This is a genomic window from Ulvibacterium sp., from assembly GCF_965228935.1.
Classification (GTDB): Bacteria; Bacteroidota; Bacteroidia; order Flavobacteriales; family Flavobacteriaceae; genus Ulvibacterium.
Genome location: NZ_OZ245846.1, coordinates 4,274,808 through 4,298,564, shown reverse-complemented (window position 1 = coordinate 4,298,564; position 23,757 = coordinate 4,274,808). Strand labels below are relative to the sequence as shown.

16 protein-coding genes are annotated in these 23,757 nt (G+C 43.9%); 13 read left to right on the top strand and 3 right to left on the bottom strand.

Translation table 11 applies throughout. The features are described 5' to 3' along the window. The 7 genes from ACO06Y_RS18210 to uxaC all read left to right on the top strand — a co-directional run bounded on the left by ACO06Y_RS18210 (position 1) and on the right by uxaC (position 7,153). On the top strand, positions 1 to 1,521 hold the full coding sequence (locus ACO06Y_RS18210; protein WP_422080444.1) for a SusD/RagB family nutrient-binding outer membrane lipoprotein: 1,521 nt from the start codon (positions 1 to 3) through the stop codon (positions 1,519 to 1,521). A gap of 168 nt (positions 1,522 to 1,689) precedes the next feature. Next, a complete protein-coding gene (locus ACO06Y_RS18205) occupies positions 1,690 to 2,625 on the top strand; it encodes an RraA family protein (RefSeq protein ID WP_422080443.1) in 936 nt (311 codons plus the stop codon). Positions 2,626 to 2,695: 70 nt separating this feature from the next. Further along, positions 2,696 to 3,289 (top strand): jacalin-like lectin, encoded by a 594-nt coding sequence (locus ACO06Y_RS18200; RefSeq protein ID WP_422080442.1) that lies wholly within the window; start codon positions 2,696 to 2,698, stop codon positions 3,287 to 3,289. 64 nt (positions 3,290 to 3,353) lie between these two features. Continuing rightward, complete coding sequence (locus ACO06Y_RS18195) at positions 3,354 to 3,791, top strand: nuclear transport factor 2 family protein (protein WP_422080441.1); 438 nt, start codon at positions 3,354 to 3,356, stop codon at positions 3,789 to 3,791. A gap of 166 nt (positions 3,792 to 3,957) precedes the next feature. Then, the gene (locus tag ACO06Y_RS18190) at positions 3,958 to 4,998 is read left to right on the top strand and encodes a PfkB family carbohydrate kinase (RefSeq protein ID WP_422080440.1); all 1,041 of its coding nucleotides are present in this window, start codon (positions 3,958 to 3,960) and stop codon (positions 4,996 to 4,998) included. 70 nt (positions 4,999 to 5,068) lie between these two features. Beyond that, entirely contained in the window at positions 5,069 to 5,737 is a 669-nt protein-coding gene (locus tag ACO06Y_RS18185; protein ID WP_422080439.1) for a bifunctional 4-hydroxy-2-oxoglutarate aldolase/2-dehydro-3-deoxy-phosphogluconate aldolase, read from the top strand. A 6-nt stretch (positions 5,738 to 5,743) separates the two neighbouring features. Beyond that, positions 5,744 to 7,153: a glucuronate isomerase gene (gene uxaC / locus ACO06Y_RS18180; RefSeq protein WP_422080438.1), complete on the top strand. Its 1,410-nt coding sequence runs from the start codon at positions 5,744 to 5,746 to the stop codon at positions 7,151 to 7,153. A gap of 1 nt (position 7,154) precedes the next feature. Here uxaC and uxuA read toward each other — a convergent pair whose 3' ends face one another. Both uxuA and ACO06Y_RS18170 read right to left on the bottom strand, forming a co-directional pair. Next, positions 7,155 to 8,369, bottom strand: a complete 1,215-nt coding sequence (gene uxuA / locus ACO06Y_RS18175; protein WP_422080437.1) for a mannonate dehydratase — start codon at positions 8,367 to 8,369, stop codon at positions 7,155 to 7,157. A 57-nt stretch (positions 8,370 to 8,426) separates the two neighbouring features. Continuing rightward, positions 8,427 to 9,236, bottom strand: a complete 810-nt coding sequence (locus ACO06Y_RS18170) for an SDR family oxidoreductase (protein WP_422080435.1) — start codon at positions 9,234 to 9,236, stop codon at positions 8,427 to 8,429. Positions 9,237 to 9,359: 123 nt separating this feature from the next. Here ACO06Y_RS18170 and ACO06Y_RS18165 point away from each other — a divergent pair, with 123 nt between their 5' ends. From ACO06Y_RS18165 to ACO06Y_RS18145, 5 genes are all read left to right on the top strand, one after another. Beyond that, positions 9,360 to 10,190, top strand: coding sequence for a fumarylacetoacetate hydrolase family protein (locus tag ACO06Y_RS18165; RefSeq protein WP_422080433.1), 831 nt, complete (start codon positions 9,360 to 9,362; stop codon positions 10,188 to 10,190). Between the two features lie 220 nt (positions 10,191 to 10,410). Then, positions 10,411 to 14,637, top strand: a complete 4,227-nt coding sequence (locus ACO06Y_RS18160) for a two-component regulator propeller domain-containing protein (protein ID WP_422080432.1) — start codon at positions 10,411 to 10,413, stop codon at positions 14,635 to 14,637. Further along, the gene (locus ACO06Y_RS18155) at positions 14,618 to 16,459 is read left to right on the top strand and encodes an arylsulfatase (RefSeq protein ID WP_422080431.1); all 1,842 of its coding nucleotides are present in this window, start codon (positions 14,618 to 14,620) and stop codon (positions 16,457 to 16,459) included. Before ACO06Y_RS18160 ends, ACO06Y_RS18155 begins: the two co-directional genes overlap by 20 nt. A 5-nt stretch (positions 16,460 to 16,464) precedes the next feature. Continuing rightward, positions 16,465 to 17,958: a sulfatase-like hydrolase/transferase gene (locus ACO06Y_RS18150; protein ID WP_422080430.1), complete on the top strand. Its 1,494-nt coding sequence runs from the start codon at positions 16,465 to 16,467 to the stop codon at positions 17,956 to 17,958. A gap of 106 nt (positions 17,959 to 18,064) precedes the next feature. After that, positions 18,065 to 19,393 (top strand): Gfo/Idh/MocA family protein, encoded by a 1,329-nt coding sequence (locus ACO06Y_RS18145; RefSeq protein WP_422080429.1) that lies wholly within the window; start codon positions 18,065 to 18,067, stop codon positions 19,391 to 19,393. Between the two features lie 13 nt (positions 19,394 to 19,406). Here the strand turns inward: ACO06Y_RS18145 and ACO06Y_RS18140 are convergent, their stop codons facing one another. Beyond that, positions 19,407 to 20,270: a helix-turn-helix domain-containing protein gene (locus ACO06Y_RS18140; protein WP_422080428.1), complete on the bottom strand. Its 864-nt coding sequence runs from the start codon at positions 20,268 to 20,270 to the stop codon at positions 19,407 to 19,409. A 232-nt stretch (positions 20,271 to 20,502) separates the two neighbouring features. Between ACO06Y_RS18140 and ACO06Y_RS18135 the strand changes: the two genes are divergently transcribed. Continuing rightward, positions 20,503 to 23,745, top strand: coding sequence for a DUF1553 domain-containing protein (locus tag ACO06Y_RS18135; RefSeq protein ID WP_422080427.1), 3,243 nt, complete (start codon positions 20,503 to 20,505; stop codon positions 23,743 to 23,745). The last annotated feature ends 12 nt before the right edge of the window (positions 23,746 to 23,757 follow it).

Below are 23,757 nucleotides of genomic sequence, written 5' to 3'. Positions count from 1 at the left end.
ATGGACAATCTATATAAATACATATATGTTTTCATGCTGCTCTGCGTTACGCTTTCCTGTGAGGAGGATTTGGACGAACTGAACACCAATGTCGTAGATCCCACAAGCGTAGATGAAGTTTTTTTGTTGAACAATGCTATTATAGGAACCTCCTTCTCCAATGGACAATTGATTTATGACATGGCTATTGTACAACAGATGGTTTCCCCAAATTCCGGGGTGCTCACGGGTGGTAACTACAATCAGGACAACAGAAATTCCACGCAGCAACACTGGAATGACTATTACACCACGGTAATTAAACACACGGGCGATATTCTAGCCCAGTTGGCCGATCAACCGGATAAAAGCAATTTGTTGCATATGACTACTTTGATTCAAGCTCATGCCTTTGCACTTCTGACCGATACGTATGGTGATGTTCCCTACTTTGAGGCAGGTGTGGGGATTTCCGAACAAATCGTATTTCCCAGATATGATGCCCAAGAAGCAATTTATCAAGATTTGATCAATGTAGTGAGCACATCTGCCGCGGCCTTAAACCCTTCGGGTGACACTTACCCCGGAGAAGTATTGTATGGTGGGGATATTGCCAAATGGAAAAGGTTGGGCTACACCTTATTGCTGAGATTGGGGATGCGGTTGACCGAAGTAGATCCTGCATTGGCACAACAAACGGTTACCGCAGCCGTTGCGGGCGGACTTATGGAATCCAATGACGATAATTATGTGATTCGGCACGATTTCAACTATGTTAACTCGGCCGGTAACACCCTTAATGGCAGTGAGGCCAACAATTTCTATTTGGTAGATTCCTTTGTGGATTACCTATCGAACACATCCGATCCCAGATTAGGTTCCATTGCGGTTCGTTATGTGGGTGCCGCTTCCGGTCCCGAGCAGGTAGCGGATATTGCATCCAATGATCCTGCGGTGCAAATAGGTATGCCCATGGGTTTTGATAACGGTTCCATTGTACCGCAAGCGGAGGCCGATGGTTTGGCAAGCTTTTATGATTATAGTCAAGCAGACCGGACCCGTATTGCAAAAATAGACTCCCCCATGTTTATTCTTACCTATGGCCAAACCCAATTGCTACTGGCCGAAGCAGCTACCCGAGGTTGGGTGAGCGGTGCGCCTTCCAATTATTATGAGGCCGGGGTACGCGCCCATATGGAACAAATGGCACTATATGATGCAAGTATGGAAATCCCGACATCGGATATCGACGCCTATCTGGTGGCCAACCCATTTGATGTGGGTAATGCATTGGAACAGATCAATACACAGTATTGGGTAGCTTCCTTTTTAAATGGACCAGAGGCTTTTGCTAACTTCCGAAGATCAGGTTTTCCTGTTTTAACACCAAATCCCTTTCCGGCACAGGACATTTCCGGGGATTTTATAAACAGACATACGTATCCCAATGACGAAATAGCGGTCAATGGGGACAATCTGGCCGAGGCCGTGGCCCGTATGGGACCGGATAATTTGGACACCCAGGTCTGGTGGGATCAATAAAATAGGAATTGTAATTAAAATACTAGTTGTTAGAGTTAGTTTGGTTGTCGTTGACTCCTCCAGGCCAAAAGTTTGGGGGAGTTCAACTTTTTTCATCTAATCTCATATTTTTAGCTTATTTTCGAAGGGTATCGTAGTACCCTTCCAACCTAAATACACATAGAAATCATGACAAACAAAAATTTTGTTTTTACCCTTCTATTTATTTGCTCCTTTGCACTTGTACGTCCACAAGGGGTAGCATCTACTCCTGAATATATTAAAGAATTGACTTCCAGTTGGACAGGTCCGCGTTTTGATGACGGAAGGCCCAAGGTTTCGGATGCCCTGTTAAAAAGGTTAAAGGGAATTCAAATGGAAGAAGCCTGGGGCTATTTAAGAGGCCATGGCTATCACAACCAATATGAGGGCAACTGGCAGATTATTCACCCGGATAGCATTATGACAGGTCGCGTGGTGACGGCCCAATACATGCCTTTACGTCCCGACTTTAAACAATTGATAAAAATTAAGGGGGCCCAAGAAAACCGTGACACAATCGGCGGTAGTAATTCATGGCCTATTGAGATTTTACAACCCGGGGATGTTTATGTTGCCGATGGTTATGGTCGTGTAATTGATGGCACCCTAATAGGATCCAACTTGGGAAATGCCATCTATGCCAATTCCCAGAACGGGGTAATCTTTGATGGCGGGGTAAGGGACTTAAAAGGCTTACGCGATATCAAGGGATTCAATGGCTGGATCCGCGGTGATGACCCCTCTTTTCTCAAGGAACAAATGTTGACGTCCATTAATGCGCCCATACGTATTGGCAGGGCCTTAGTGTTGCCTGGGGACGTGGTACTCGCCAATAGATATGGTACAATTTTTATTCCTTCACATTTAGTGGCAAAATTGGTATTGGCATCCGAAGTGGTCAGTTTACGTGACCAATTTGGTTTTCAGCGTTTACGGGAAAAAACATATACCCCTGGTCAAATAGATACGAAATGGACGGATGCCATCAAAGCCGATTTTAGGAAATGGCTCAAAGCGTATCCGGATAGCAAGCTCCCCATGACCCGAAAGGAATTGGACGATTACATGGATTCACAACGATAAGCTTTCTTTTGTCTTTGTCATGAGAGTTATGGAATTCCTCAAAATCCGCTTCAATTCAGTAGCGAATTTCATGAAGCTGCCCACTGTACTTTTCAGCGTATACCTTTTGCTGTTGGGTTACCAAGTCGGGTTTGGTCAGCAAAAAGTTGTACTACAAGACCATAAGCCGCTCCTAGGTGAGGTGCACTACGGTAACAGGGTCGGGGGTATTCAAGCTCAGGAGGGCAAATCGGTACAGGTGATTGCTTTTGAACCGGATGATGTACTAAAAAGTATCCAGGTGTATGTTAGCAAAAATCCACCATCTCGCGGTTTTGAGACCATAGCGGGTTTTCAATTTGAGATAGAGCGGAAAGGAGAGGTCAGAACGTTCTCTTTTGGAAGTGTAAAAGGTGTGGCCCAGCAAAAGTATCTTGTCTCGGATAATCGAAAATTGGTCGGAATTAGTGGGGCTGCAGGCTGGCTTGTTGATAGTTTGGCCTTTATTTTTGATGACGGGAGCACTACCCCGAAATATGGTGGTATCAGGGGGGATCTAAATTTTAGGTTGGTCCTTAATAAAAAACCTACGGGAGAGTATCTAGGTCGTTTGATGGGTTTTTGGGGCTCCTCCATCCGTGGTCATTTAGAAACGATTGGGCTTGTTTTTTGGCCCATAGAGTAAAGGTTCAAAAGTTTGGTGAAATTCCTCCACACATATGAAAACATATAATTTCAATTTTTTGGTAATGAGAACATATATATTTGGTTTGTCCTTCTTTTTGGCATTAGTGACTTTAAACTGTTCATCAAGGCAGGATGTAATCAACAAAGATGAGGTCGTAAAGGCCGTAGAAAACCTAAATGAGGCCTTGGTACATCCCGAAAAGGAAAAATTGGAAAAGATTACTTCCGAGAATCTTACCTATGGACATTCCAGTGGAATTCTGGAAAATCAAGCTGAATTTATAGAGGCTCTGCTAAACGGCCCCTTTGATTTTCTATCCATAAATACCTCCCAAGATCAAATTACAATTTATGGCAACACCGCCATAGCCCGTCACATCATGACCGCAAAGGGGGCCAATAACGGGGAGCCGGTTGATGTCCATATCGGGATTATGCTGGTTTTTCAAAAGAGTGATGGACAATTACTGCTTCTCGCAAGACAGGCCTATAAATTATGACCCGCATTCCGCGTTTTAAATTTCTACGGAAAGAACGGAATTGTTAGGTTTACCTATTTGATCCATTTTATGGATCATATCATACGTCCAGTTTTTTTGCAAATCGTAATTTTGATTTCTTGTTTAAATAGCTCAATTTTACGAGCGGTTAAAATCAATTGAATACATGAAGAAAGTAGTTACATTTGGTGAGATTATGCTTCGCCTTTCTCCCCCTGGATTTTTAAGGTTTTCCCAGACCACAAGCTTTGACGTCGTCTATGGTGGCGGGGAATCCAACGTTGCGGTGTCCTTGGCCAATTATGGGGTTCCCGTGGATTTTGTCACCCGATTGCCAAAAAATGATATTGGGGAATGTGCCCTAATGGAAATGCGAAAAAGAGGTGTGGGTACGGATAAGATCGTTTTTGGAGGTGACCGTCTGGGCATCTATTTCTTGGAGACCGGTGCAGTAAGTCGCGGTAGCAAGGTCGTCTACGATCGTGCGAATTCGGCAATGGCCGAAATAGAAAAAGGCATGATAGATTGGGACGCCGTCTTTGAGGGAGTTGAATGGTTTCATTGGACAGGCATTACCCCTGCAATTTCCCAAGGTGCTGCCGACGTTTGCCTGGAAGCCGTGAAAGCCGCAAAAAAACAGGGCGTAACGGTATCCACGGACTTAAACTATCGCGCTAAATTATGGAAGTACGGAGTTGAACCTGAGGGAATTATGACCGAATTAACTTCTTACTGCGACATTATTTTGGGCAATGAGGAAGATGCCGAAAAACATTTTGGCATCAAGCCAGAGGGATTGGACATTACTACACAGGGAGAACATGTTAAGGCGGAGGCATTTCTGTCGGTCTGTCAACAGATGATGAAAAAATTTCCCAATGCCAAAAAAGTGATAACTACCTTAAGGGGTTCCATTTCCGCTTCCCACAATACTTGGGCGGGGGTGTTGTATGATGGGGAGACCATGTTTAAATCACCGGAGTATCAAATCACACATATTGTGGATAGAGTAGGAGGGGGTGACTCCTTTATGGGCGGTTTAATTTATGGTTTGTTACAATATCCCGATGACGACCAGAACGCATTGAATTTTGCCGTTGCTGCATCTTGCTTGAAGCATACCATTAAAGGTGATGCTAATCTGGTTACCGTTGCCGAGGTACAAAAGCTCATGGGAGGCGACGCCTCCGGTAGGGTAGCTAGATAATTTATAGGATATAGGGGTATTTTAAAATATTTGGATATAACAGTTTGGACCTAACCAATAACCGAGAAACATGGCGCAACATACAAGAATAGAAGTGGCTGGTGTAATGCAGGAAACCGGAATGGTTCCCCTGTTTTACCATCCTGATGTTGAATTAGGAAAACAGGTGCTAAAGGCTTGTTACGATGGTGGTGCACGCCTGTTGGAATTTACGGCACGAGGTGATTTCGCATTCGAGGTTTTTTTGGAATTGAACAAATATGCCGTGAAGGAGTTACCAGGAATGATTATGGGTGTGGGTTCCATTACCGACGCGGCGGCGGCATCCTTGTTTATGCAGATGGGGGCCAATTTTATTGTAACACCGTCATTACGGGAAGATATTGCCTTGGTCTGCAATCGGCGTAAAGTCTTATGGTCCCCCGGTTGTGGTTCGCTTACGGAAATAAACAAAGCCGAGGAAATGGGTTGCGAAATCATAAAGCTTTTCCCGGGTTCTACCTATGGTCCAGGCTTTGTAAAGGCGATCAAAGGCCCTCAACCTTGGACAAGCATCATGCCTACCGGAGGGGTAAGTACGGAAGAATCGAACCTCAAGGCTTGGTTCGATGCGGGAGTGACTTGCGTGGGTATGGGCTCCAAACTTATTAGCAAAGAAATATTGGCCAACAAAGATTTTGGGGAACTGCAAAACAGTGTTCGCAAAACATTGGATTTGATTAAAAAGTTGAGAAGTTAATAGCATATGAAAACCTTTATTACCGATGATTTTTTGCTGAACAATGATTTTGCAAAGATTTTATATCATGACCATGCCAAAAAACTCCCTATACTGGATTACCACAATCATCTCCCTCCCCATGAAATAGCCCAGAATCGGGTTTTTGAAAACATAAGCCAGATCTGGCTCGCCGGGGACCATTACAAGTGGCGTGCTATGCGGACACTTGGAATCGACGAAAAATACATCACCGGTAGCGCATCGGACAAGGATAAGTTTTTAAAATGGGGAGAGACCACGCCCTATACGGTCAGAAATCCGTTGTATCACTGGACACACTTGGAATTGCAGCGTTATTTTGGAGTAACGGAGCTATTGACTTCGGAAAGTGCCGCATCCATATATGACAAGACCACTGCAATGCTGCAAGAACCATCGCATCATACCATCCCTTTATTGGAGCAACAAAATGTGGAAGTAGTCTGTACTACGGACGAACCTATAGATTCCTTGGAGCATCATCAAAGCATTTTGGAACAAAAAGCAACGAGCTTTAAAGTATTTCCTGCCTTTCGACCAGATAATGCTTTTGCCATAGAAGGTGGATCCGCTTTTTTTGCCTATTTGGAAAAGTTGGAAAACACCACGGGAAAACCGATTAATTCCTATTCCGATTTGTTGGATACGTTGCGAAATCGTATCGATTACTTCCATGAAAATGGATGCCGCCTGTCCGATCATGGATTGGAACAAATGTATTATTACGCGGAAGGCGTGCATGATTGCGAAAAACTGTTTTCCAAAGTAAAAGAAGGCAAGGCACTTTCGACCGATGAAATACACTATTTCAAAAGCCGTACCCTTTTGTTTCTTTGTCGCTGCTATCATAAAAAAGGCTGGACCCAACAATTTCATTTAGGGGCCATTCGCGACAACAACCAACGTTTGTTGACCCAATTGGGGCCGAATTCAGGTTTTGATTCCATTGGGGATTTTTCCCAGGCCAGGAGCCTAAGGGAATTTTTGAACGATTTGGACAGCACGGACGAATTGGCCAAGACCGTGGCATACAATTTGAATCCGGCGGATAATGAAGTATTGGCGACCATGGTGGGCAATTTCAATGATGGATCAATGAAAGGGAAAATGCAATTCGGTTCCGGTTGGTGGTTTTTAGATCAAAAAGATGGTATGGAAAAGCAGATGAACGCACTTTCCAATATGGGCCTTTTAAGCTGTTTTGTGGGTATGCTGACCGATTCCCGAAGTTTTCTGTCCTTCCCAAGACATGAATATTTCAGACGGATTTTATGTAACCTTATCGGTCAGGATGTCACCAATGGGGAACTGCCCGCCGATGAAAAATGGTTGGGAAAGATAGTGAGCGATATTTGCTATCAAAATGCGAAGGACTATTTTAATTTCGCCGATTAAGTCAATCCATCAATTCTGGAATTGATTTTTTGATTCCCATTTCAAGACCGCGAAGCTCGGCCAATCCCCTTAGGCGTCCTATAGCGGAATATCCTGGATTGGTCTTTTTGTGTAAATCGTCCAACATTTGATGGCCGTGATCGGGCCGCATGGGTATTTGAAAATCGGATCTTCCAATCGATTTTCTTCTTTTTTCTTCCGTAAGTACACTTTTGACCATGCCATACATATCCACATTTCCCTCCAAATGGTTGGCCTCAAAGAAATTACCGGATTTATCATCACGTTGGGTACTTCGCAAATGTAGAAAATGGACACGGTCCGCAAAACGCCCCATCATATGTACCAGATCGTTGTCTGCCCTGGCTCCTAGGGAACCTGTGCAGAACGTAATTCCGTTATGTACGGATGGTACGTTTTCAAAAATATGGGCATAATCCGCTTCGGTACCCATAATTCTGGGCAACCCTAAAATGGAAAACGGTGGGTCGTCCGGGTGAATACACATTAAAATCCCATGTTCCTCGGCAACCGGCACCACTTCCTGTAAAAAATACACCAAATGATTTCGCATTTCGGTCTCGCCAATATCTTGGTACGTATCCAAAATTTCCTGAAACTTTTTTAAATCATATCCTTTCCCAGGGACAGGATAGCCCTCCGAGGAACCTGGTAGCCCCGCTATAATGGTCTTTACCAGTTCCCAGATATCCGTTTCGGACATTTTGTCAAAATAAGCCTTGGCACTGTTTATCCGGGCATCGGTATAGGTTTCTTCTGCATTAGGTCGTTTCAGCACGAAGAGATCAAAAGCGGCCAGGGCATCGTGTTCAAAGGCCAAAGCTTTGGAGTCGTCCGAAACACGATAATCCAAGCTCGTACGCGTCCAGTCCAGCACTGGCATAAAATTGTAACAAACGATCTTAATTTGGTTTTGCGCCAGATTAACCAAGCTTTTTTTGTAGTTCTCTATGTGCAGTTTATAATCGCCCGTTTGTGTTTTGATACTTTCATGAATGGGCAGGGATTCTACTACGGACCATACCAGACCGGACTTTTCAATTTCCTTTTTTCGAGTATGGATTTCTTCCACCGACCATATCTCCCCATTGGGAATGTGGTGCAATGCCGTAACAATGCCCTGTACGCCGGCCTGTTTGATATCCTGTAGGCTAACGGGATCACTAGGCCCGTACCATCGCCATGTTTGTAACATAATTATATTATTGTCAGTTGATTTGCTTTAACTTCTAAACCTCGAACCTTGAACCTCCTAAACCCCGCTATATGTACTAAAACCACCATCTATGGGTAAAACCACTCCAGTGATAAATCGCGCTGCGTCACTACATAAAAAGTGTACCGCACCATTCAATTCTTCGGCTTCCCCAAAACGTCCCATGGGAGTGTTCCGGATAATGGCATTGCCACGCTCCGTATAGGAGCCGTCAGGATTGGTCAATAATTCCCTGTTCTGTTTTCCTATGAAAAATCCAGGTGCAATGGCATTGACGCGAATTTTATCTCCAAATTTTGTAGCCATTTCAACGGCCAGCCATCGCGTAAAGTTTTCCATGGCGGCCTTGGAGGCCGAATATCCCGCTACCCGTGTTATGACCCTATCTACGGCCATTGAGGAATAGTTAATGATTACCCCTTCCTGTTGTTCCGCCATTACTTTTCCAAAGATCAGGGAGGGAAGCACCGTTCCATTGAGGTTTAGATCGGTTACTTTTTTGAAATCGCTCATGGACATGTCAAAAATCGTCTTATCCGGTGCAATGGTCGCTCCCGGAAGGTTGCCTCCTGCAATATTCAGCAGTATGTCGATTCTCCCGAAGTCTTTCAGTATTTCCTCCTTAACGGATTGGAGGGATTCTTCCGAAAGTATATCTGCCTCATAACTCTGGGCAACTCCACCATTCGTGCGAATTTCCTTTACGAGGCTCCACAAAGCCTCATTTTTTCTGGTCAATAAGGCCAGTTTTACATCCGCTCCGGCAAGACTAGTGGCTATACTTCCTGCCAAGGCGCCGCTGGCCCCAGTGATGACGGCCACCTTTTTTGCAATGTTGAACATCATGTTCCGATAGATTAGGCGCCCAAGATAAAACAATATGGTTTAAAAACTAAACAAAGACGTTGTTTGATATAGAAGTATCCAAAAAACGATTAAATTTAGCAGGAATACTACAAATCAATTTACATGCAAATTTACAAGACGGAGGAAGGTGCCGTAGTAAAAATAGGAGATTCATTTTATTTTGGGGAAGTTGACGAATGGGATGCCTTCATCAACCGAAAAAATCTACACAAGGCTTTGTTGGAAGACATCAAAGGTTTTTCACTGGTGGAGAAAGATGTTTTACAAAATACCGTTACTCCAATAGGTGCCCAAGAAATATGGGCTTCGGGGGTAACCTATATGCGTAGTAAGGAAGCACGTATGGAAGAATCCAAAAAAGCGGGTGGTGGAACGTTCTATGACCGCGTGTATGATGCCGAACGACCTGAACTTTTTTTTAAGGCCACCCCACAACGTACTGTAGGAAATAGAGGTACGGTACGCATTCGAAAGGATTCAGGCTGGGACGTGCCGGAGCCGGAACTTACCCTCTTCATCTCCTCGGAAGGAACCATTGAAGGATATACCATAGGCAATGACATGAGTTCCCGGAGTATTGAGGGCGAAAACCCATTGTATCTTCCCCAAGCCAAAACTTACGAAGGTTGCGCCGGTTTGGGGCCATGCCTTTATGTACCAGACAGTCCGATAGATCCAAAGTCAAAAATAAGACTTGAGATTTTAAGAAATAACTCAACCGTGTTTTCCTCTGAAATCATGATCGACCAAATGAAGCGAAAGCATTCGGAACTGGTTGATTTTTTGTTTCGGGAATGCAATTTTCCCAAGGGCTGCTTTTTGATGACCGGCACGGGCATTATTCCACCTGATGAATTCACCTTATTGGTCGGTGATGAAATCCGTATTAGCATTGATCATATCGGGACCTTGGTCAACTTTGTAGGCCAATAGCCATACCAGTGTTTTAGAGCGAATCATTTGTTGTAGTCTTTGAATGATATATGATATTGTTGGAACGTTTTTTTCCAGAGTTTTGGTTGTAAACCAAAAATCCCAAAAGAATGGGTTTTATACCCTATCGAAAAATTATATCCATTTTTTGATTTCATCAACATAAGAGCCTGAGGTATAATTTGGTATATTTAATACGTTCTCTTACCGACATATGAAAATGACCTCCTTCAACATTTTTTTGCGAACCGTTAATCTTGTCTGCGTCCTTTTCGTGACAAATATTGGCGAAGGCTGGTCGCAAGGCAAAGTTTCCTTTGATCACATTACTACCAATGAAGGGCTTTCCCAAAATGATATCAACTGTATTTTTCAGGATAAGCATGGTTTTATGTGGTTCGGTACCCATGACGGCCTCAACAAGTTCGATGGCTATGATTTTACCGTTTATAATCCTGACACAAACAAAGAGGGAAGCATTAATAGTAATCTCATTTATAATGTAGTTGATGATCGAAGTGGGAATCTATGGATAGGGACTACGGGTCGTGGACTGAATTTCTTTGATAGATCTACGGAAACTTTCAAGGCATTTACCCATGAGGAAGGCAATATGGAAAGTCTTGGTAACGATCATGTATCCGACTTGTTCGTAGATCATCGGAATAGGTTGTGGATCGGTACGAATAGCGGGCTCAACATGCTGGATTTAAACAAAGGCCAAGATTCAGTGGTGTTTCAAAAGTATCATCTGGAATACGCCTCATATCGCACAGGTTGGGATGGAAAACTGATATATGATGTTTTTGAGGATAATAGAAACCAGTTATACGTTGGTGGCGTAGGCGGTTTGTACAAAATGTCCAGGGACGAGAACGGGGATATTTATTTTCGATCCCTGAACGAAGCTTTAGGGTTGCCCGAGGTCATTGTGGGCTGTATCGCCCAGGATAAGTTCGGAAGACTTGTAATAGGCTCGGACAGTGGTCTTTTTATACAGGAAGGAGGGCATGACTTTGCCAAAGTCCATAAGATAGCCGAAGGAAATTATAATACACTTCTTGTTGACAACCAAGGAAATATCTGGGGCGGTACCTATAACGGACTTCTTTATTTTGAGAATGCTTCCGGCAATAAATTACCTGACCTTTTGGACAAGTTTGTATACAATCCCTTGGATGAAAGTAGTATAAGCAAGAATATCATTAAATCCCTGTTTTTGGATCGCAGCGGTATTATTTGGGTAGGTACGAATGGGGGAGGCATCAACAAATACGATCCTGAACGGAAACAGTTTTTGCACGTACGCAAGACTTTAGATCCCAATAGCCTTAGTTATGACAAGATCAGGGTCATGTTTGAGGATAGTCAAGGGACACTATGGATAGGTACCGAAGGCGGGGGACTTAATATGATGGTCTCCGGGAAAAACGATCGATCATACGACAACTTCAAGATTTTTCAATCCGTGTCCAAACCCTTTGCCTTGGAAGAGATCGGAACAAAAGACGGCAAGACTTTATTGATCGGAGTAGAAGGCACTCCAGGGCTGTACCGACTTAACATTGATAAACCCGGCAAAATTCAGGACAGTGATATACATCCCTTTCCAGATGTGGCCCAGAGTGTTTTTACCCTTCTGAAGGACAGTGATGGGATTTTATGGGTGGGAACCTATGGAGGCGGGCTTCAGCGATGGATACCCAAGGAAAATGATTATGAAAAGGATGTTTTTAGTAACAGTGTTGTAGATTCCGAAGGTATTTCTAGCGATATCATTCGCAATGTTTTTGAGGATAGCCAAGGTAATATCTGGATTGCCACCGGGAACGGATTGTGCAGATTGAAACCTTCGGAAAAAACCAAGATAAAACCCCGTTTTGAGGTTTTTAAAAATGTACCCGGGAACGCAAGAAGTTTAAGTCACGATTATATTTTGGCCATATATGAGAGTAGTGCGGGGAATTTGTGGATAGGGACCTTTGGAGGAGGGTTGAACAGATTTATCCCTTCGAAAGATGGTGGCCCAGAAACCTTTATTTCCTATTTGGAATCCGATGGACTGCCCAATAATGTCATTAAAGGAATTTTGGAGGATGAAACGGGCAATCTTTGGCTGTCCACGAACCAGGGTTTGTCCAGGTTCGATCCCAAAAAAGAGGTTTTTACCAATTATGATGTAAATGATGGATTACAAAGCAATGAGTTTCAGGAACTGGCCTGTTTAAAAAGAGCGGATGGGGAAATGCTCTTCGGGGGTGTAAATGGTTTCAATTCCTTTTATCCCGATGATATTCGGGAAAACAATTCCATGGCCGAAACGGTCATAACCGATTTTTTAATATCCAATCAATCCGTTGCAGTGGGCCAAAAAATCAATGGTAGGTCTATTTTAAAAAAGACCATTGCCCTTTCGGATGAAATTCGGCTGAAGTACAAGGAAAATAGTTTCTCCTTTGAATTTGCCGCACTTCATTACGCGGCTCCCAGAAAAAATAAATTTGCCTATATGTTGGAAGGTTTTGATGAAGATTGGATAAAGACCTCTTCGGACAAACGGTTCGCAACCTATACAAACCTTGCTCCCGGTTTATATACGTTAAGGGTAAGGGCATCAAACAACGACGGCCTTTGGGATCCAACACCAACTGAAATGAGAATAAGGATCGTCCCGCCATTTTGGCGTACCTCCATAGCATATGTTGTATACGGGTTGTTGGCCCTAGGTCTACTTTTGCTTTTCTGGCGGTACACGTTTATACGCACCACGGAAAAACATCAATTGCAACTGGAGCATATGGAAAAGGAGCAATACGAAGAATTGCAAAGGGTTAAGCTAGAGTTTTTTACCAACATTTCCCATGAATTCCGTACTCCCCTTACCCTTATAAAGGGCCCCTTGGAATATTTACAAAAAAACGGGAATAGTCTGGGACAAAAAGCGGTTCAAGATCAATATACGTTGATGCACAAAAACACGAATTATCTGCTTCGTTTGGTAAACCAGCTATTGGACTTTAGAAAAATCAATCAGGGCAAGATGCGATTGGTAGTGCGGAATACGGATATCATTGCCTTTATAAAGGAAGTCGTTGAACCCTTCCAATTTTTGGCACTTAAAAAAATGATCCAACTCAAAATTGAGAGTTCCCAGGAAAACCTGTTATCTTGGTTTGATCATGAGGCCTTGGAAAAAATAATCAATAACTTATTGTCCAATGCTTTTAAGTTTACTCCGGAAAATGGTGCTATTAAAATTGAAATTGGATTGGAGAACTTCCAACAGGTAGATTACGTGGCCATTCGTATCAAGGATTCAGGAGCGGGAATAGAAAAGGACAAGTTGGAAGAAATTTTTAGACGTTTTTATGTTGAAAAGGAAGGTAAAAAAGTGAATCCTGAAGGGATGGGCATCGGACTTTCATTTACCAAGGATCTGGTAGAATTGCATCAAGGTCGTATCGATGTTACCAGCGAACCTGGTGGAGGAACCGAATTTACCATTCTATTGCCCGCTAAAAAAGAATCCTATCTTAATATAGACGAGATTACCTGTAAGGAGGCCTCGGAGAACGACTTTTTGGTACGCTCTTCCGTAGCCGAGTCTTTTGCTATCGGTATAAACGATGAATTGGTTGATGAGAGCTTATCAAAATCCAGATCAAAACTACCGGTGTTGCTCATTGTTGATGACAATCCGGATATACGGGCATTTATAGGACAGTCATTGGGAAATCAATATACGATCTGCGAAGCCGAAAATGGAAAACAAGGATTGGAGCTTGCCAATAAAGTAGTGCCCAATGTTATTTTGAGCGATGTCCTGATGCCCGTTATGGATGGTATTGAATTTTGCAACGCCATCAAGGCCCAGGAAGAGACCAGTCATATTCCAATAATAATGCTCACGGCCAAATCTTCTGAAGAGAGTAAGTTGGAAGGCCTTAAAACCGGTGCCGATGATTACTTGACGAAACCTTTCAACATGGAACTGTTGAAGCTAAAGCTGGCGAATATAGTGAAGCAAAGAAATGAGCTTCGCAAGCGATTCAACAGGGATATCGCCATACGGCCCGGCGAAGTTACCGTGACTTCCACAGATGAAAAATTCTTGAACCAGGCCATAGAAATTGTTGAGAAGCATATGATGAATACTGATTTTAATGTGGAAATGATGGTCAAGGAAATGGGATTAAGCCGTAGTAACCTATATTTGAAATTCAAGGAATTGACCGGATTATCTTCTAGTGAATTCATTAGAAATGTACGCCTTAAAAGAGCTGTGCAACTTTTTGAAAGTAGTGATCTCTCCGTCAAGGAAATTATGTATATGACCGGTTTTAATACGGCCTCCTATTTTTCCAAGTGCTTTAAGAAGCAGTTCGGGGTAATTCCCAGTGAATACGTCTCAAAAATGAAAAGTACAAATGAAGCTGCAGGCATATAACAATGGCATTATGAAACATTTTAATATTATCTCTAGCCTTCTATTTTTTTTCCTTTTGCTGATAGTTTCGGGATGTAAGGAAAACGCCTCGGTATCCGAACCCTTATCCAAAAGGCCCAATGTAATACTTATTGTAACCGATGATCAGGGGTATGGCGATTTGGGGTATCATGGTAATCCCTACACAAAAACGCCACATTTGGATCGTTTTGCTACCGAATCCTTGGAGCTGACCAATTTTCATGTAGGTACCACATGTGCACCCACGAGGGCCGGTATTATGACAGGTCGTAACGCCAATCTTAATAATGCTTGGCATACCATTGCCGGGTGCTCTATTTTGTTGGAAACCGAAGAGACCATTGCCGAGGTCTTTGCCGACAATGGGTATGACACGGCTATGTTCGGAAAATGGCATTTAGGGGACAACTATCCCTTTCGTCCTCACGATAGGGGGTTTGCATATGCCATTTATCATGGAGGCGGGGGAGTGGGACAAACGCCTGACTTTTGGAACAATGACTATTTTGACGATACCTATTTCCGAAATGGAACGCCCCAAAAGTTTGAAGGGTATTGTACGGATGTTTGGTTCAACGAGGCGATGGACTTTTTACAAGGGCGTGATGTTAACCCCCCCTTCTTTCTGTATTTGGCCCCGAATGCGGCACATGGCCCTTTCAATGTCCCGGAAAAATATGCCAAAATGTATGAGGAGGCCAACTTGACCGAAAAGCAAAAACGCTTTTACGGCATGGTATCCAATATCGACGATAACTTTGGAAGACTGGTCGCCTATCTAAAGGAAAAGAAACTTTTCGACGACACGATATTAATTTTTACCACGGACAATGGTACGGCTTTGGGTATATCCCGAACGGCAGATGACAAAATGCTGGGGTTCAATGCCGGTCTTAGGGGAATTAAAGGAAGCAATTACGATGGAGGACATAAAGTACCTTTTTTTATGGGCTGGCCCAATGGCAACATTCTTAAGGGAACGGCCTCCAATGAGCTGGTATCCCATGTAGACTTGCTGCCGACATTGACCGATTTGGTTGGCATTCCCTATACTCCCAAAAACCCGCTGGATGGCACCAGCATGGCAAAAATCCTCACTGGAGAGGAACAATCCAAGGATCGCATGCTGGTAGTGGATACACAGCGCAACCAATGGCCCTTAAAAGGCAGGTATCCCTGTGTAATGTCCACCAAATGGCGTCTTGTTAACGGTGTTGAACTTTACAATACAGAAGATGATCCGGGCCAGCAGACCGATGTTGCCGAACAATATCCCGATGTGGTTTCCAAAATGCAGGCGTTCTATGATAAATGGTGGTCAACTGTGGAACTGGATGTGAGGTATGCCGAAATTCCTTTGGGGACTTCCGGAGCAAACCCGGTGTTGATTACCATACACGATATGCATACTACTGACGGGCTCCCTTGGAACCAGGTTCAAATTCGTAAGGGCGAGCTTTCCCCGGACGGATTCTATAACATAAAAGTAGTGGAGGACGGGGATTACCAATTTCAATTGCATCGTTATCCGCCCGAGTCGAATCTATCATTAAATGCCATAGCGGAAGAAATTCCCGGAACGCCCTTTAGGGATGGATTGCCGGAAGGGAAAAAAATACATCCGTCAAGGGCTGTGGTAGAATTGGGGGATATGGTTTTTCAGGTCGATGTGGACAATAACAAACCATTCGCAATTGTGAAGGGAAAATTGAAAAAAGGAAGCTATAAATTAAAGAGTAATTTCATCAATGTCCAAGGAGGCATAATCCCATCCTACTATACACAGATTGAAAAATTGTAATGCCCATGAAAAAACTGCTGATCTTAATTCCATATATCCTGATTTTTTCTTGTAAAACCGAAAAAAAGGAAGAACCGGCCAAACCCAATATCGTTTTCATCTTTGCCGATGATATGACCTATTCCGCTCTACGTGCCTTGGGCAACGACGAGGTAGAAACACCGAATTTGGATCGTTTGGCAAGGAATGGCACTAGTTTCACCCATGCCTTTAACATGGGTGGATGGAACGGTGCCATTTGTGTGGCATCGCGTTCCATGATTATTTCGGGACGTAGTATTTGGGATGCGCAAAAAATGGCGACAAATTGGTCCCAAGGGAGTGAATTGGAAAAGACATGGGGGCGTTTGATGGAAAAATCAGGTTACGAAACCTATATGACAGGGAAATGGCATGTAAAGGCTCCGGCCGATAGTGTTTTTCAGAATGTGGTACATGTGCGTCCGGGAATGCCCCGCGATTCCTGGAGCCATCAGGGTACCATTCCTATTATAAATGAAATGCTCAACAGTGGAAGTTCAGAATCGGAAATTCGGACGATAGGGTATAATAGGCCTTTGAACGAAAACGATACGCTATGGTCTCCTACCGATAAAAAATACGGGGGCTTTTGGCAAGGCGGTAAGCATTGGAGTGAAGTTCTCAAAGACGATGCGTTGGGCTTTTTGGACAAAGCCGGGAAGAGTAACCAGCCTTTTTTCATGTATCTTGCCTTCAACGCACCCCACGATCCCAGACAGGCGCCTCAGGAATATTTGGACAAATATCCATTGGAAAATATCAGCGTACCCAAGAGCTTTCTGCCCGAATACCCCTTCAAGGATGGTATAGGCAATGGCCCGGATCTTCGGGACGAGGCCTTGGCTCCTTTTCCCAGGACGGAATATGCCGTAAAAAAACACATTCAGGAATACTATGCCCTTATAACACATTTGGACGATCAGATCGGACAGATTTTGGAAGGCCTGGAAGCCACCGGAAAAGGGGATAACACCTATATCATATTTACGGCCGATCATGGTTTATCCGTTGGCCGGCATGGTCTTTTGGGCAAACAATCCCAATTTGATCATAGCGTCCGGGCTCCCTTTATCATTGCAGGACCTAATATTCCTAAGGCTAAAAAGGTAGAAGCCGATATCTATCTGCAAGATGCCATGGCCACAAGCTTGGATTTGGCGGGCATCGAAAAACCACCCTATGTCTTCTTTAATAGTGTCTTGCCCTTGCTTAGCGAAAAGAAGGAGAATCAGTATCCATCCATTTATGGTAGCTATGTGGACACGCAAAGAATGATCCGAAAAGAAGGCTTTAAACTAATGGTATACCCAAAGCTGAACAAAATATTGCTGTTCGATTTACGGAACGACCCCGAGGAGATGAACGACATATCGGAGGACGAAGCATATAAAGAAAAAGTGGACGAGTTGTTTCGGGAGTTGTTGAAATTGCAGAAGGAGATGAAGGATACATTGAATCTTTCCCATATTCGGGCATAACCCCCATTTTATCTACGGATTTAAAGCAAATTCTTTTACGGTTTTTGTAGTATGATTTTTTACAAATACGTATCTTTAATGCAATCAAACAGCCTATATACTACCCATGAAAAAATCAAATTCTCCCTCAAAGAAAAATCAAAAATCCAACCTTCAAATTTCGCGTAGAAGTTTTATCTCAAGAACAGCTTTAGCCGCCGGAGCCGTTAGCATTATTCCACGCCATGTGCTGGGGAAAGGTTTTGTTGCCCCTAGTGATAGAATAAACCTGGGCTTCATAGGTTTAGGGAAACAGACCATAGGTTTGGCTCGTGTTTTTTTGGAAAACACCAAGGATGCCCAAATTGTCGCCGGTTCCGATGTGTGGACCACTAAAAACGATTGGTTCAAAGGTTATGTGGAACAAATGTATGCCGAGAAAAGACAACAGACCGGCTATAAAGGAGTCAGGACTACCGGGTATTATAAGGAAATTCTGGATAGGAAGGACGTGGACGCGGTTATCATCGCTACTCCTGATCATTGGCATGCCATTCAGGCAATCGATGCCATGAATGCGGGCAAGGATATTTTCTGTGAAAAACCGATGACCCAACGCATCAAGGAAGGAATTGATATGGTGGAAACGGCCCGTAGCACCGAAAGAATTGTACAGGTAGGTAGCATGCAACGTTCTTGGGAAAAATTCAGAAGGGCCTGTGAACTGGTTAGAAACGGTTACGTAGGGGAAATCTCAAAAGTCTTGGTGAATGTCGGTGATCCGGCCATTCCCTTTAACATGGAAACCGAACCTACCCCTAAGGAGGTAGATTGGAACGCATGGTGCGGTCCCGCACCATTATTGCCCTATAATCATAGACTGTCCCCGCCGACCAGTGACCCCTTCTTTCCGGATTGGCGTAAATTCGAGGAAACCGGTGGCGGCATCTTGACCGATTGGGGAGCCCATATGTTCGACATTGCCCAGTGGGCCTTAGGTATGGATCATACCGGTCCGGTACGTTATATTCCACCCAAGGACAGGTCTGCCGTCCGCGGAATGCGTATGTTCTATGAAAATGGGGTTGAAATGGTGCACGAGGATTTTGAGAAAGGATGGGGTGTTCGCTTCATTGGAAGTGAAGGAACCCTGGATGTAAGCAGAAGCTATTTGGAGACCAGTCGCAAAAAGATTCTTACTGCGGAGCTCAAAGATTCCGATACCCGACTCTATAACTCCAATGATAACCACTATCAGGATTGGCTGGATGCCATTAAAAATCGTACCCAACCCATCTGCGATGTCGAGACCGGCCATCGTTCGGCGACCATAGGCAATATATGTAATATTGGTTATGATTTGGGACGCACATTGGAATGGGATCCCGTGGAGCAACATTTTAAAGGTGATGCGGAAGCAAATGCCTTGATGAATCGTGTAAGTAGGGATTTCTGATTTGCCATAAACACTAGGTCAAAGCTCGTTCCCGACGGAATTCCGCGGGTGTTTTTCCCGTGGTTTTTTTAAAGATTCGCGTAAAGTAGGACGTATTGCCCCAACCCGTCTTTTCCGCGATTTCCTTAATGGAGTTTTTTGTCGTCAATAATAAGGTTTCGGCACGCTCAACCCTTTTGGTCTGTAGATACCGGCTCGGACGCATCCCATATTTTTGTTGGAATACCCTAGAAAAATGGTCTGCGCTCAAATGGCAAAAAGCGGCTAGATCGGCGACCCCGAGATCTTCATGTAGATGCTCCCCGATATAACTGAGAACACCGTTAAAATTATTTTTCGCATTGATTCTGGTGCTGTTGGCATTGCGAATAAATCGCGAGAATAGAAGTAACAATAAGGCCTGCGTCTCCAAGAATGCCGGGGTAGAAAGGTTTTCGTTCATTTTCTCAAAACGGGATAATGATTCACGGTTGTCATAGACCTTGGGATTGTCGTCCTTTAAGGCGCGGTCAGGGTTGAGTTCCAACAGTCTTTTGAAATAATGGACATCCATTTCCGTGGCCTTCGATTCGTATATGAAATGTTTTAAGTTGTAAATGGATAGGCCGTTACCTACCTCTTCCAAAAAACTGATATAGTATTGTTCATGATGGGTATCGCAATGGTAGCGGCTATAGGTGAAGCTGGGCACCAAATACAAATAACCCACCTTAAAATCAAATTCTTGATAACTATGATAAATCTTTGCCGTACCCTCGGTTATCAAGTACAAGCGGGAAAATGGACTGATTACGTTGTCATAGTCCCACGAGGTATCCAGTTGGGCATAACCGATATTGAGTAGCGTCAACTTTAAGGATTGCAAGGTTTTCTGCATTTTTGGAACCATACGGATTATCGGATTTGATATATCACTAAGTTACATTTTTTTAATCGTCCTACGGCTATAAATGCCTGTCAGATATGTTAAAACAAGGGGTCATGCTATGATTCATGAGGATTTCATAAAATATCAAAAAGTCGGAAAAGTACAATCCATAGCCTGATTTGTGCAAGAATAGATCATGATGAAGTACTAATTTTGATGGTTAGGTAAACGAGCAAATGAAATGGTAAGAATACGGTATGCGGTTTGGTTTTTGGGATGTATAATTTTCTCCTCCTGTGGTGGCCCGGACTTACCGGAATCGGTAGAACTGGCTTATGAAGGACTCCCGGAAAAAATAGATTTCAACCAACACGTAAAACCAATTCTATCGGACAAATGCTTTTTCTGCCATGGGCCGGACAAAACAAAAGCCAAGGCAGGGTTACAATTGCATCTGCCTCAATTGGCTTACGCCGAATCAGCGAATACCCCGGGAACCTTTTCCATTAAACCGGGAAATCCAGGGAAAAGTGAGGTCGTAAATCGTATTCTTTCGGATGATCCGGAACTGGTAATGCCACAACCGGAATCGCACCTTACATTGACGGATTATGAAAAGGCAATGTTGATCCGATGGATAGAAGAAGGTGCCGAATACAAAGATCATTGGGCCTTTATTGCCCCGGAAAAACCCGAAGTTCCGGTGCTAAAGCAAGAACGGAATATTGAGAACCCAATTGACAACTTTGTGCAGTCTAGATTATGGCAGGAAGGATTGCAACCTACAGAGAAAGCCGACAAGGAAACCCTGTTGCGCAGGGTCACCTTTGACCTTACCGGATTACCGCCTTCCTTGGAAGAAATGAATGCCTTTTTGGAGGATAATTCCTCGGATGCCTATGAAAAGGTTATAGATAGGTTGTTGAATTCTCCCCATTATGGGGAACAGATGACCTTGGATTGGATGGACTTGGCCCGTTATGCGGATACGCACGGGTATACGGTGGATCGCTACCGCGATGTATCCGTTTGGCGGGATTGGGTGATTAAAGCCTTTAATGGGAATATGCCCTATGATCAATTTCTGGAATGGCAATTGGCCGGGGACATGATGCCCAATGCGTCCAAGGAACAGATTTTGGCCACGACCTTTAATCGGTTACATCCCCAGAATTTGGAGGGAGGCATTGTAGATGAGGAATTCCGATCGGAATACGTTTCGGATAGGACCAATGTTTTAGGCGAGGGCCTCATGGGACTTACCATGGCCTGTGCCAAGTGTCACGACCATAAATATGACCCCATTACCCAGAAGGATTACTTTGAAATGTACAGTTTCTTTAACAATGTTAATGAATCCGGTCAGATTCCCTGGGATTGGTCCATGCCCGTACCTACTCTTATGCTACCGACCCAAGAACAGGAGGAGTTTTTAGCATACGTGGACCGCCTTATCAAAGGAAAGGAGAAAAATATTGAAAACGCAATAACAAGTGAAAGCAGTGCTTCGGAACAATGGATAACGTCCGAAGGCTATAAAAAAATCAACATCCAAAGCACCCCGGATGAGCTAATTGCCAAAATCGATTTTACAAAGGGACAACTACATAATAGACTGAACCCATCCCTAAAAGGAACGATGAAGCGGCAATACGCCCCAAAACAGGTGGCGAACATTGTAGAAGGCAAATCCGGGGAAGGATTGAAGTTGGATGGGGATGCCTGGTTGGATATGGACAGGATCGGGATATTTCAACGGCATCAGCCCTTTAGTATCGGGATTGCCATCAACATTCCGGAAGATTTGGGGAACGGAGTCATTTTTCACAAGAACTACGGTACCAGGTTGCATAGTTACCGGGGCTATCACCTAGCCCTAAAGGAAAATAAATTGGAAGCAATGTTGGCCCATGTATGGCCGGACAATGCCATAGTGGAATTGAGCTTGCAAGAAGTCCCAAAGAATACATGGGTACAATTAACGATGACTTACGATGGTTCCAGCACCTCCAATGGCCTAAGGATTTTCATGGACGGTACCGAGCTGAAAACAAATATCGAGGTAGATAATTTGTACAAGGACATCATCTTTAATGCCTATGAAGATTTTATTTATACCAAACCTATAGAACCCGGTCTACAGATTGGTGCCCGATGGAGAGGCAAGGGCATAGGTGAGGCCATAGTGGATGACATTTTGGTTTTTGATAAGGAATTGACCCAAGTTGAGGTATTACAAATCTCCAATCGGGATGCATTGACGGCGTTGCTTTCAAAATCGTCCGATCAGCTTTCCCAGCAAGAGAAGGCACATTTGGTCCGGTATCATCTTGCCAATTATTCCAAAACATATCGAAACTCTTTGGCAGAACTCGAAAAGGCCAGAAAAATATATGTGGACAGTGTAGATCGCGTACAGGAGATTATGGTGATGAAGGAAATGGACCAACCGAGGGAGACTTTTGTCCTGGAACGGGGCCAATATGACGCCTATGGGGAGCAGGTATACCCCGGAACGCCTGAAAAAATATTCCCTTATCCGGATAGTCTTCCCAAAAATCGATTGGGATTGGCCAAATGGGTGACCCATGAAAAGAACCCCCTGACCGCCCGCGTTGCGGTAAACCGATATTGGCAGAATATGTTTGGTACGGGAATCGTAAAGACTGCCGAGGATTTTGGGAATCAAGGGGAATTGCCCAGTCATCCCGAACTATTGGACTGGCTGGCCATAGAATTTGTAGAATCAGGCTGGGATGTAAAATCCCTGCATAAATTGATGGTCATGTCCCATACCTATCAGCAGTCCTCATTGGCCGGGGAAGAATTGATGGATAAGGACGGTGATAATCGTTTGTTGGCAAGGGGACCATCAAAACGGTTGACCGGTGAAATGCTACGGAACAATGCCTTGGCAGCTTCGGGATTGCTCAATAGGAAAATCGGCGGCAAAAGTGTCAAACCCTATCAACCGGAAGGGCTTTGGAAAATAAATGGGGCAAGCTATAAGGAAGATAAGGGGGAGAAATTGTACCGAAAAAGCATGTATACGATTTGGAAAAGATCGGTTCCCCACCCGACATTGGCTACTTTTGATGCACCCGAGCGTTCCATCTGTACGGTTCGCAGGCAAGAGACCAATACACCTCTACAGGCACTGGTTCTCCTTAATGACCCTACCTATGTGGAAGCGGCCAGGGTACTAGGAAAAAATATAACGGAACACGAAACGGTCCGGAAAGGAATAACCACGGTTTTTAGACAATTGACCGGAAGAAAAATTAGACAGGATGAATTGAAGTTATTGACGGACCTACAAAAAGACGAACTTGAAAATTTCAAACATAATCCACCCAAAACGGATGGATGGTTGAATACCGGGGAATTTCGTATCGATTCCACGGATGATGCCGCTTTGGTAGCGGCCAATGCCGTAGTGGCCAGTACAATCATGAACTTGGATGCCACGATTACAAAAAGATAAAATAGATCAGAG

What these genes read in the sequence shown, in the direction of transcription:
- ACO06Y_RS18195 (WP_422080441.1), top strand. Translation starts at nt 3,354, where the DNA reads ATGAGAACATATATATTTGGTTTGTCCTTCTTTTTGGCATTAGTGACT.
- ACO06Y_RS18155 (WP_422080431.1), top strand. Translation starts at nt 14,618, where the DNA reads ATGAAGCTGCAGGCATATAACAATGGCATTATGAAACATTTTAATATT.
- ACO06Y_RS18140 (WP_422080428.1), bottom strand. Translation starts at nt 20,270, where the DNA reads ATGCAGAAAACCTTGCAATCCTTAAAGTTGACGCTACTCAATATCGGT.
- ACO06Y_RS18185 (WP_422080439.1), top strand. Translation starts at nt 5,069, where the DNA reads ATGGCGCAACATACAAGAATAGAAGTGGCTGGTGTAATGCAGGAAACC.
- ACO06Y_RS18210 (WP_422080444.1), top strand. Translation starts at nt 1, where the DNA reads ATGGACAATCTATATAAATACATATATGTTTTCATGCTGCTCTGCGTT.
- ACO06Y_RS18160 (WP_422080432.1), top strand. Translation starts at nt 10,411, where the DNA reads ATGACCTCCTTCAACATTTTTTTGCGAACCGTTAATCTTGTCTGCGTC.
- uxaC (WP_422080438.1), top strand. Translation starts at nt 5,744, where the DNA reads ATGAAAACCTTTATTACCGATGATTTTTTGCTGAACAATGATTTTGCA.
- ACO06Y_RS18165 (WP_422080433.1), top strand. Translation starts at nt 9,360, where the DNA reads ATGCAAATTTACAAGACGGAGGAAGGTGCCGTAGTAAAAATAGGAGAT.
- ACO06Y_RS18200 (WP_422080442.1), top strand. Translation starts at nt 2,696, where the DNA reads ATGAAGCTGCCCACTGTACTTTTCAGCGTATACCTTTTGCTGTTGGGT.
- ACO06Y_RS18135 (WP_422080427.1), top strand. Translation starts at nt 20,503, where the DNA reads ATGGTAAGAATACGGTATGCGGTTTGGTTTTTGGGATGTATAATTTTC.
- uxuA (WP_422080437.1), bottom strand. Translation starts at nt 8,369, where the DNA reads ATGTTACAAACATGGCGATGGTACGGGCCTAGTGATCCCGTTAGCCTA.
- ACO06Y_RS18205 (WP_422080443.1), top strand. Translation starts at nt 1,690, where the DNA reads ATGACAAACAAAAATTTTGTTTTTACCCTTCTATTTATTTGCTCCTTT.
- ACO06Y_RS18145 (WP_422080429.1), top strand. Translation starts at nt 18,065, where the DNA reads ATGAAAAAATCAAATTCTCCCTCAAAGAAAAATCAAAAATCCAACCTT.
- ACO06Y_RS18190 (WP_422080440.1), top strand. Translation starts at nt 3,958, where the DNA reads ATGAAGAAAGTAGTTACATTTGGTGAGATTATGCTTCGCCTTTCTCCC.
- ACO06Y_RS18170 (WP_422080435.1), bottom strand. Translation starts at nt 9,236, where the DNA reads ATGATGTTCAACATTGCAAAAAAGGTGGCCGTCATCACTGGGGCCAGC.
- ACO06Y_RS18150 (WP_422080430.1), top strand. Translation starts at nt 16,465, where the DNA reads ATGAAAAAACTGCTGATCTTAATTCCATATATCCTGATTTTTTCTTGT.